The organism is Veillonellales bacterium (assembly GCA_039680175.1).
GTDB lineage: Bacteria > Bacillota > Negativicutes > JAAYSF01 > JAAYSF01 > JBDKTO01.
In genome coordinates this window covers 1-9,735 of sequence record JBDKTO010000114.1, presented here as the reverse complement: position 1 = coordinate 9,735, position 9,735 = coordinate 1, and the positions used below count along the sequence as shown (strand labels likewise).

At 45.8% G+C, this 9,735-nt stretch carries 11 protein-coding genes; 10 read left to right on the top strand and 1 reads right to left on the bottom strand.

Annotated features, from left to right (window positions below; genetic code table 11):
• Nucleotides 1-258: 258 nt before the first annotated feature.
• From moaA to ABFC84_18035, 5 genes are all read left to right on the top strand, one after another.
• Complete coding sequence (moaA, locus tag ABFC84_18055) at nt 259-1,290, top strand: GTP 3',8-cyclase MoaA (protein ID MEN6414644.1); 1,032 nt, start codon at nt 259-261, stop codon at nt 1,288-1,290.
• 194 nt (nt 1,291-1,484) lie between these two features.
• Nucleotides 1,485-2,501, top strand: a complete 1,017-nt coding sequence (locus ABFC84_18050) for a molybdopterin-binding protein (GenBank protein ID MEN6414643.1) — start codon at nt 1,485-1,487, stop codon at nt 2,499-2,501.
• Nucleotides 2,502-2,513: 12 nt separating this feature from the next.
• On the top strand, nt 2,514-3,005 hold the full coding sequence (moaC, locus tag ABFC84_18045; protein MEN6414642.1) for a cyclic pyranopterin monophosphate synthase MoaC: 492 nt from the start codon (nt 2,514-2,516) through the stop codon (nt 3,003-3,005).
• On the top strand, nt 2,990-3,946 hold the full coding sequence (locus ABFC84_18040) for a molybdenum cofactor synthesis domain-containing protein (GenBank protein ID MEN6414641.1): 957 nt from the start codon (nt 2,990-2,992) through the stop codon (nt 3,944-3,946). Before moaC ends, ABFC84_18040 begins: the two co-directional genes overlap by 16 nt.
• 626 nt (nt 3,947-4,572) lie before the next feature.
• Nucleotides 4,573-5,172 (top strand): hypothetical protein, encoded by a 600-nt coding sequence (locus ABFC84_18035; GenBank protein ID MEN6414640.1) that lies wholly within the window; start codon nt 4,573-4,575, stop codon nt 5,170-5,172.
• Nucleotides 5,173-5,219: 47 nt separating this feature from the next.
• Here ABFC84_18035 and ABFC84_18030 read toward each other — a convergent pair whose 3' ends face one another.
• Nucleotides 5,220-5,567, bottom strand: coding sequence for a hypothetical protein (locus ABFC84_18030; protein MEN6414639.1), 348 nt, complete (start codon nt 5,565-5,567; stop codon nt 5,220-5,222).
• Nucleotides 5,568-5,791: 224 nt separating this feature from the next.
• On the opposite strand from ABFC84_18030, the gene ABFC84_18025 reads away from it, so the two are divergent.
• The 5 genes from ABFC84_18025 to ABFC84_18005 all read left to right on the top strand — a co-directional run.
• Nucleotides 5,792-6,010: a hypothetical protein gene (locus ABFC84_18025; protein ID MEN6414638.1), complete on the top strand. Its 219-nt coding sequence runs from the start codon at nt 5,792-5,794 to the stop codon at nt 6,008-6,010.
• A gap of 56 nt (nt 6,011-6,066) precedes the next feature.
• Nucleotides 6,067-6,780 (top strand): GntR family transcriptional regulator, encoded by a 714-nt coding sequence (locus ABFC84_18020; protein ID MEN6414637.1) that lies wholly within the window; start codon nt 6,067-6,069, stop codon nt 6,778-6,780.
• A 374-nt stretch (nt 6,781-7,154) separates the two neighbouring features.
• Entirely contained in the window at nt 7,155-8,240 is a 1,086-nt protein-coding gene (gene uxuA / locus ABFC84_18015) for a mannonate dehydratase (GenBank protein MEN6414636.1), read from the top strand.
• Between the two features lie 16 nt (nt 8,241-8,256).
• On the top strand, nt 8,257-9,510 hold the full coding sequence (locus tag ABFC84_18010; protein MEN6414635.1) for a hypothetical protein: 1,254 nt from the start codon (nt 8,257-8,259) through the stop codon (nt 9,508-9,510).
• Between the two features lie 41 nt (nt 9,511-9,551).
• A partial coding sequence (locus ABFC84_18005) for a TRAP transporter small permease subunit (GenBank protein ID MEN6414634.1) occupies nt 9,552-9,735 on the top strand: 184 nt, incomplete at its 3' end.

Below are 9,735 nucleotides of genomic sequence, written 5' to 3'. Positions count from 1 at the left end.
GTAGGGGGCAGCCCGTGGTAAAAGTGTGGTTGTCAGACCATATCAGTGCACCTTTTAAGGTGCTACCACAGGTAATAGGCCCTTATAGGGCCAGAGCAAACCACCAGTTCAACTGGTGGTTTTGATTATTTAGTGGATATAAATGACGTTATGGCAGCTATTGGGAAAAGGCAACATACTCCGGTGGGGACATAAATTTCAGAGCAGGTGTTAATCTATGAAAATAGGGGGAGAATAATATATGAACGTTTAGATGCATTGGCGGTAAAAGTGGAGAAAACAAATGATCAACGCTGGACGGAGAAGAAGGTGAAAGAAGTGGCTGAATTATATGATAGAATAGGCCGTCATATTCATTATTTGCGAGTGGCCGTGACTGACAGATGTAATTTTCGCTGCCAATATTGTATGCCGCCGGAGGGCGTGAGATGGCTGAACCATAATGACATTTTACGTTATGATGAAATAATACGAATTATTAGCGCTTTTGCCAGTTTGGGAGTTGATAAGGTACGTATTACAGGCGGGGAGCCTTTAGTACGCAAGGGATTACTGCCTTTTTTGCGGGAAGCTGCCCGTATTCCCGGGATAAAGGAACTTGGACTGACTACAAATGGCAGCCTGCTGGCGGAATACGCTCCTTTTTTAAAGCAGGCAGGGGTGGGGCGCATCAATGTGAGTCTTGATACATTGCAGCGGGAACGATTTATTCAATTGACAGGTCAGGATAGGCTGCCACAGGTGCTGGCCGGTATCAAAAGGGCCCGGGAAGTCGGACTTGTTCCAGTCAAGATCAATATGGTGGTCATGAAAGGGTTTAATTCCGATGAGCTTGTCGATATGACTAACTTTGGCATTAAAAATCATTACCAGATCCGATTTATTGAATATATGCCATTTCGCACCGGGAAAGATTACTTATTTACGGCCGGAGAAATGAAAAGGCAACTCGCTGCTGCCGGGTTTAGTAAGTTTATCCCTCAGATGGGCGGCAGTTGTCCGGCGAAAATTTATGATATGCCTGAATCCCAAAGCCCCATTAGCTTTATTGCTCCTGTATCCCAGCACTTTTGCAGTTCCTGCAACCGTATTCGTCTTACTCCTGACGGCTGTCTCAGGCCTTGCTTGCTGTCCAATGAAGAATATTCCCTGCGACAGCAATTACGTTCAGGCATTTCCGACGATGAGCTGCTTACACAAATAAAACAGGTTGTGTGGAATAAACCTAAACAGCATGTGTTGGTAAAGGGGCAAAAAAGTGAACGCAGTATGTCACGCATTGGCGGCTAAGCAGTTTTCGCTGTGAACGTAAGGATGGAATGTTATAGGCTGAGCCATTGGTATTTCAGGCAAATGGCATGATATCAGGCATGTTATTTGCCGAGGCGCCACTTGATATTCCGTCTCAGGCAGTGATTGTCTGCCATCAGGAACAGAGGCAGAAGTCAGGCCGCGGGCTGATTAGAAGGGAGATTTAGCATAGCATGGAAGTCATTGATGTCGGTCAGGCTCTTGGCATGGTGTTAGGCCAGGATTTAACTCGCATTGTGCCGGGAGAATTCAAAGGAGTGGCTTTTAAAAAAGGTCATATTATCAAAGCGGAAGATATCCCATTGATGCGAAGTATGGGTAAAAATAATGTATATGTTATGGAGATTAAGCCGGGATACCTTCATGAAAACGATGCTGCCGAGCAATTAGTACATTTAGTGGTGCATTCTGAGTTAACTTACATGGAGGCTGCCGAAGGGAAGGTTAATGTAAAAGCTCCAGGCAATGGCTTGCTGAAAGTTGATAGGGAAAGACTTTTGCAGATCAATCTGCTGGAAGGATTAGCTCTGTCCACGCTCCATAATGATAGCCCGGTTCAGACTGGTGAACTAGTGGCGAGTGTTAAAATCATACCCCTGGTATTGCCGGAAGAAATAATGAATGAGGTTAAAGCAATATCTGCCGGGGAACCGCTTATTCGTCTTGTTCATCTGGCAGCTAAGCAGGCAGGGTTGATTATTACCGGTAATGAAGTATACCAGGGTATTATCGAGGATAAATTTGAAGCTGTCATTAAAAGTAAATTTAAAGTTTTGGGCAGTCAGGTTACGCAAACCATATTTTTGCCGGATGATGCCGAACTGATTGCCGAGAATGTAAAAAAATTAGCGTCTAACAACGATATAGTGTTTATTACCGGCGGTATGTCGGTTGATCCTGACGACGTTACTCTGACCGGGGTTAAAAAGGCAGGGGCAAAAATTGCGGTATATGGGACGCCTGTATTGCCTGGTGCTATGTTTATGGCGGCATATTTAGGGGATGTAACTATACTGGGAATTCCTGCCTGCGGCATGTTCAGCAAAGTGACTGTACTTGATATAGTTTTACCAAAAGTGCTGGCAGGCGAAAATATTACCCGCCAATATATCGCATCGCTGGGGCATGGGGGGTTATGCCGTCAATGTGTAGAAGGCTGTCGATATCCTCATTGTTCATTTGGGAAATAAAAGGAGAGAATTATGGCGGAATTTACCCATTTTAATGCTTGGGGAGAAAGTCAGATGGTTGATGTTAGTGATAAAGCTGTTACTTATCGCCAGGCAGTGGCAGGCGGACAAGTTTTTATGAAAATAGAAACCCTGGAAAAAATTTATGATTTGCAGATTGCCAAAGGAAACGTTTTGGAAGTGGCTCGCTTGGCGGGCATTATGGCTGCCAAACAGACACATCAGCTTATCCCGCTTTGCCATCCTCTGGCAATCAGCGCAGTGGAGATCAGCTTTACACGGCTGCAGCAGTCCGTTATGCTGGAAGCCACTGTTAAAGTAAGCGGGCGGACAGGGGTGGAGATGGAGGCTATGACGGCCGCTGCGGTTACCGCCCTTACCATTTATGATATGTGCAAGGCGGTTGACCGGTCCATGGTCATAGCAAATATATGTTTGCTGCGTAAAGAGGGCGGTAAAAGCGGCCTGTTTGAGAGGGAGGATAATCCATGCCAGGAAAGGTAGCGGCGGTTTGTATCAGCAGGAAAAAAGGCGTTCGCAAGGAAAGCGTCGGTGAGGGAAAACTGATAGCAGGCTGGGGCCTGGAGGGAGATGCCCATGCCGGTAAATGGCATAGACAAGTAAGTTTGCTTAGTGTAAGCAGCATTGAAAAAATGCGGGAGGCCGGTAAAGAAAAGGGTATTGATTTAACCCCGGGGGATTTTGCGGAAAATCTGACAATAGAAGGGATGGAACTGTTTACAATACCTGTCGGTACATATCTTACCATCGGTGAAGCATTGGTAGAAGTAACGCAGATTGGCAAAGAGTGCCATCAGGGCTGTGAAATTTTCAAACAAGTGGGTCACTGTATTATGCCGAAAGAAGGCATATTTACTCGTGTGCTGGTTGGCGGCAGGGTAAAGGCAGGGGACAGTATTGATTTTTGGACGGGCATTCCTGTCGGTATTATCACTGCCAGCGATAAAGGAGCCAAAGGCGAGCGGGAAGATAAAAGCGTTTGGGAAATTGAAACGCTTATTAAGGATATACAGGGAAGGGTCATTGATTACCGGCTATTGCCTGACGATCAAGAGATGTTAGCGCAGGCCATGATAGAGATGGCCGATGAACTTGGCGTCGCCATACTCTTAACTACCGGCGGGACGGGGTTTTCCAAGAGAGATGTAACTCCTGAAGCTACGCTTAGAGTGATAGAAAGGTCTATTCCCGGCTTGCCCGAAGCCATGCGGCGGGAAAGCTCTGCCGAATCTCCCCGGGCCATGTTAAGCCGGGCAGTGGCCGGTATTCGCGGCAAGTGCCTGATTGTTAATTTACCGGGCAGCCCTAAAGCGGTCAGAGAATGTTTGCATGTTATTCTACCGTTGCTGCCGCATGCCATAGATATTTTACGCGGCACTGGCGGTGAATGCGGACAGCCGGTTAAAAATCAGGGGGAATTATAATTGAAATAAATTTGTCACATATTTATAACGGAAGTGCGTAATAATAGACTATGCCAACGAAGAAAGGGGATATGAGGATGCAGTTTTTGCTATATTTCATCATTGCGGTTAGCGCTGCCGCATTATATTATTTATTGAAATGCGTGCCAAGATTTCCGCCGGAAGAGTAATTATCGTTGGGCCGTCTACTTTGAAATAGACGGTTTTTATTTTATTGAGAATATTTCGGTTGTAGGACGGAGCAAAGGGAAAATTAGCACCATAGCAAAAAAAGACGACCCTAGAGCCGACTTTTTTAAGGAAGTGTAACTGATTGTGCAAGTTCATGATATCACATAGTAAGGAATGTGTCAATTGTTTGTAAGAAATAAAAATTAAATTTGTAGGAATTTTGACTAAAAAAAGACACCCTGCAAAGGGTGTAAGAATAACTTGATCCACCATTATTGTATGCTATCATTCCATAATGGTCAATATAAAAATTATTCCTGCCGCAAGGGGAAACAGGAAAGCCAATTCTGAAGAATTGAAAACAGGATAATGCAGCAGAACCGCATTCGGCAGGAACCAATGGCTGCTTTTTCACATAAATTATAGTGAGGTGTTGGTAAAAGGGGGCGTAGCTTATGCGGAAGATAACGCTGGCAGAATTGCGGCTGTTGTCAGAACAGGCTCGGCCTCGCCTGGAGGAAATCGCCGGGCGGATTGGCCGGCCGGTAAAAATCTATATCCATTGGACAACAGGGCCTTATAATTTATTATCGCCGGACTATCATGTGAATGTCGGGCAGGATGGGACGCTGTTTGTCAGTACCGATGATTTAAATGAATACAAGCTGCATACCCGGCATCGCAACGGCGGTGCTGTGGCTGTTTGCGCCGCCTGCGGCAAAGGCGCCTGGGGTGAAAATTTGGGGTCGGATCCGCCTACGAATGAGCAAATTGAGACCATCGCCCAAGCTGTTGCGGTGCTGGCGGATGCTCTGGTTGTTCCGATTGATGCCGAGCATGTCATGACTCACGCCGAGGCCGCCGATAATCTGGATCGCTGCGTATCCCGGAATAAACTGTATGGGCCCCGATCAGCCGGAACTTGCTGGGATTTTTGGCTGACAAAACCGGGCGACGATCCGGGAAGCGGCGGCGATACGCTGCGGGGGAAAGCTTTGTGGTATCAGCATCATTCTTCCGGCGGTAGCTGCCCGGAAGTTGAGGTATACTCTTAATACGCCTGAAAATAAAAAAAGACATAGGGCTACACACCCTGCTTTTTTTATTTTGCCCGTTTCAGACCGGTGATTTCGCTCTCATGTCGGGCTGTACTGCTGGCCAGCATAGCGAGAAGAGCGGAATGCTGTTCCTGGGCACTGCCGATTTTAGTTGTTGCCAGTTCCAGCTTGTCCAGTTTTTTTTCTATATGCTCCAGTTGCCTGACATTGGCGTCAAAGTATTCTTCGTGCTGTTGCCAACCGTCAAAGAGCGCGGTGACTTTAGTGGTGAGACCGTTCTCCATTTTGGTTTGACCGGTTTTCACAGCGGAAATATCCTGCTCGATACTTTGCAGACGATTGTTCATACTTTCCAGATGACTCAGAATCTTAACCAGTAATTCGTCTTCCATAAAGCCAAGCTCCTTTATTTTAATGCTATATTTCTAATTTTAAAACAAAAGCGGACAAAAAGAAAGATAGTTTGTATAAATTTTGTCTAAAATAGTGAAACTGAGAGAAGCAAGTAAAAAGATGAAGGCAGGGTTCTGTTTTTCAATCGGGAGAAATACAATGAGATAGCGGCCATAGTAGAGGAATGCGGGAGGTCGGGATATATGCCGGATAGTAAAATCAAATGGAAAACTTGCGTCAGCTGCGGGCGGCGCTTCCTTTCGGCTGGGAAGCAAGACGCTATTTATTTGAAGGACAGACTGAACTGTCCGGAATGCCAGGCGAAGCAGTCACGCAAATTAATTCAGGACACTACGGCAAAGTGGCTGAGCGGAAGAGGCTGGACAGTGCATCGGCATTAAAGGAAAGATACCTGCTATATCACGATCAAATCTCATATTGACTGTGGTATAGTAGTTATAGTAGTATAATTAAAAAAGCAAAAACAGAGGAAGATAAATGAAAATCGCAATGGTGAACCGATTGCCGCAGGAATCGACGCGGGAATATGTATACAGATTTTTGAAAGAAAATATTATGAGCTTAAAACTTCCGCCGGGCAGTACTTTGTCGGAGAAGGATATATCCAACCTGCTAAATGTTAGCCGGACACCGGTCAGGGAAGCCTTTATCCAGTTGTCCCAGGAATATTTGCTGGATATTTTGCCGCAGAAAGGCACGTATGTTTCTTTGATTGATCTGGAAAATGTTGAGGAGTCGAGATTCCTGCGGGAAACCGTGGAAATGGCGGTGATTGAAATTGCCTGTCGGGAGTTCCCGCAGGAACAGTTGTTTGAATTGCAGTCCTATCTTACACTTCAGGAACTGTGCATACAGGAAAAGAATAATCTGAGGTTTTTTGCGATTGATGAGGCGCTGCACGGCGCTATTTTTAGCGGCTGCCACAAGGCGCGAATCTGGTCCATGATTCAGCAAATGAATACCCACTACAACCGGGTCAGAATGCTCAACATTGCCGGCGGGTACGATTTGCCCCAAATATTGCAGCAGCATCAAGAATTGGTTCAGGCGATTAAGCAAAAGAATATAGCCGCCGGCAGGCGAATCATTGATTTACATCTTAATAAAGTGAATTTTGATATTCAGGATTTACGCAGAGACTACGCTGATTATTTTAGTCTGCCCAAAAGTATGGAGGACAGGATACTTTGATTGAACATGGTGGGGTTTTAGAACCGTAAAGGCGCGGAAACGCGAAGGGGTCGTTAGCTAAACAAATAGTCCGTATCACAGGAAAAGTGGTACGGACTATTTGTTTACTTTTTTGCCTATCGCTATGTCGCCGGGAACGGTTTCGCTGACAAAAACGGTTTAGAATTAGCGGCAGGAAGATTGCTTCGCTACCGCTCGCAATGACAGCCAAGTGCGATGGACTATGGGCTATGAGCGATGAGCTAAGTTCCCCCAGCCGCCGGTACTCAACTTTGCATTGACACTGATATGGTAGTATGGTAGTATATCAGCAAGAACATTCAGATAAATACAATAAAACCTGGGTTATTTTTAACTAAGGAGGCAGGCTGCATATGATTATGTCATTTCGCTGGTATGGTACGGGCAGCGATAATATTCCATTGCAATACATCCGTCAGATTCCGGGAATGAAGGGAATAGTCGCTGCACTGTTTGATATTCCGGTGGGAGAAGTTTGGCCATTGAATAAGATTTTGGCTATGAAGCAGGAGGTTGAGCAGTACGGTTTATTGTTTGAAACAATTGAAAGTGTAAATGTCCATGAGGATATCAAGCTGGGTCTGCCTACTCGTGACCGGTATATAGAAAACTACAATATTACCTTGCAAAACCTGGCTCAGGCAGGAATCAAGGTGGTTTGTTATAATTTTATGCCGGTGTTTGATTGGACGCGTACGGATTTAGCGTACGAATTGCCGGATGGATCAACCGTACTTTCCTATGATGCGCGTCTGCTGCAAAATCAGACACCGGAAAAAATGGTTGAAAATGTAGAAAATAATTCTAACGGATTTGAAATGGCAGGTTGGGAAAAAGGCCGCCTAAAAGAGCTGAAAGTTCTCTTTGGTTTATATAAGAACATCGACGCCGAAAAACTATTTGAAAATCTGAAATATTTTTTACAGGGGATCATTCCTGTGGCAGAAGAATGCGGCATAAAAATGGCCATTCACCCGGACGATCCGCCGTGGCCGGTATTTGGCCTGCCGCGAATTGTCACATCGAAAGAGAATCTGGAGCGGATTATTCGTTTGGTGGATAGCCCCAGCAATGGGCTGACCTTATGCAGCGGCTCGCTGGGAGCCAATCCCCAGAATGATATTCCGGCAATGATCCGCTATTTTGGCAAGCTTGGCCGAGTGCATTTTGGTCATGTGCGGAATATCAATATTGGCGGACCGGGGATTTTCCATGAAACCTCGCATAAATATGATGAAGGTTCTTTGGACATTCGTGAGATTATGCAGGCTTATTATGATATTGGATTTACCGGGCCGATCCGGCCGGATCATGGACGGATGATCTGGGGAGAACAAGGACGTCCGGGCTACGGTTTATATGACAGGGCTTTAGGGGCGACTTATCTCAACGGTTTGTGGGATGCGTTGAATTACAAAGCTATGCGGGAAAAAGCATAAGGGCGGTGAAGCAGAAATGGAACCAGTACGGATTCAATCCGAAGAACAGCTATCTCAGGTACTGAGCCAAACGGTTAAAGACACGAAAATAATTGACGTTCACACCCATTTGTTTCCGGAACAGTTCGGCGATTTGTGCCTTGCCGGAATTGATGAATTACTGACATATCACTATTTAATTGCCGAGACGATGCGACAGACGCATGTACCGGCAGAACGGTTCTGGCAGCTAAGCAAGGGGGAACAGGCTGAACTGGTGTGGTCTGCGTTATTTGTGCAAAATAGCCCCGTCAGTGAAGCGACCCAGGGGATCATAACGATTTTACAAACCATGGGAATTACTTGTAAAAATAGAGATTTGAATGAGATCCGCCGGCAGTTTGCCGCTATGAGGAACGCCGAATATATCGATATGATTTTTGAGTATGCCAATGTCGAAAAGGTGGTTATGACTAATGATCCTTTAGACAAAAGGGAGGTAAAGTATTTATCCGGCGCTTATCGCAGCGAGAGATTTTTGTATTCGTTGCGGTTGGATCAGCTGGTCAATCACTGGCAGTCCGCCGCAGTTACTCTGCAATCGATGGGTTACCCGGTTAAGGCGGAGTTAACTGCCGCTACACTGACCGGGGCAGCAAAATTTCTGAAGGACTGGATTGAAAAACTGCAGCCGGTATATGTGGCTTTGTCGCTGCCGCCCGACTTTTCCTGCTTGACGGCTGCCAGCGGGACAATACTCTTGCAAGAAGTGGTATTGCCTGTCTGCGCGGAATACCAGCTGCCGCTTGCCTTGATGGTCGGAGCAAAACGGGCGGTAAACCCGGAATTAAAACTGGCCGGCGATGCAGTTGGCAAGGCTGACGTAGGAGCAATTATCCAGCTGTGCTCAACTTATCCGCAGAATAAATTTCTTCTTACCATGCTTTCCCGGGAGGATCAGTATGAACTAACAGTGGCAGCCCGTAAGTTCAGTAACCTGATGCTGTTCGGCTGCTGGTGGTTTTTGAACACCCCTCAATTTGTCGATGAAATTACCAGGATGAGATTTGAATTATTGGGTACAAGTTTTATCCCGCAGCATTCTGACTGCCGGGTTCTCGAACACCTGATCTACAAGTGGCAGCATTCGCTTCCCCGCATTGAGCAAATTCTCCGGGAGAAATACAGCCAATTGATAAAAAAAAGCTGGCCTGTTGCGGCAGAAGATATTCAACGCGATGTGAATAAACTTTTCCGGGAAAATTTTACCACTTTTATTCGTAAAAGCTGAATATAAATTTGGTAAGTTAACAGATTCGGGAGGTTGTATGGATGATTTCGACGGAGAAACAATCCTCTAGTACGGTTATGGACTATCTTGCCAGATTCGTGGAATTTGTAATGGTTGTTTTGACGGTGATGATGGTTGTTCTGGTCACCTATCAGGTGTTTGAACGCTATGTTCTGCACTATACGCCGCCCTGGTCGGAAGAGCTTTCGGTATACCTGATGATCT

Excerpts from the sequence above, each read along its gene's own strand:
- ABFC84_18050 (MEN6414643.1), top strand. The coding sequence starts at position 1,485 with ATGGAAGTCATTGATGTCGGTCAGGCTCTTGGCATGGTGTTAGGCCAG.
- moaC (MEN6414642.1), top strand. The coding sequence starts at position 2,514 with ATGGCGGAATTTACCCATTTTAATGCTTGGGGAGAAAGTCAGATGGTT.
- ABFC84_18040 (MEN6414641.1), top strand. The coding sequence starts at position 2,990 with ATGCCAGGAAAGGTAGCGGCGGTTTGTATCAGCAGGAAAAAAGGCGTT.
- ABFC84_18035 (MEN6414640.1), top strand. The coding sequence starts at position 4,573 with ATGCGGAAGATAACGCTGGCAGAATTGCGGCTGTTGTCAGAACAGGCT.
- ABFC84_18030 (MEN6414639.1), bottom strand. The coding sequence starts at position 5,567 with ATGGAAGACGAATTACTGGTTAAGATTCTGAGTCATCTGGAAAGTATG.
- ABFC84_18025 (MEN6414638.1), top strand. The coding sequence starts at position 5,792 with ATGGAAAACTTGCGTCAGCTGCGGGCGGCGCTTCCTTTCGGCTGGGAA.
- ABFC84_18020 (MEN6414637.1), top strand. The coding sequence starts at position 6,067 with ATGAAAATCGCAATGGTGAACCGATTGCCGCAGGAATCGACGCGGGAA.
- uxuA (MEN6414636.1), top strand. The coding sequence starts at position 7,155 with ATGATTATGTCATTTCGCTGGTATGGTACGGGCAGCGATAATATTCCA.
- ABFC84_18010 (MEN6414635.1), top strand. The coding sequence starts at position 8,257 with ATGGAACCAGTACGGATTCAATCCGAAGAACAGCTATCTCAGGTACTG.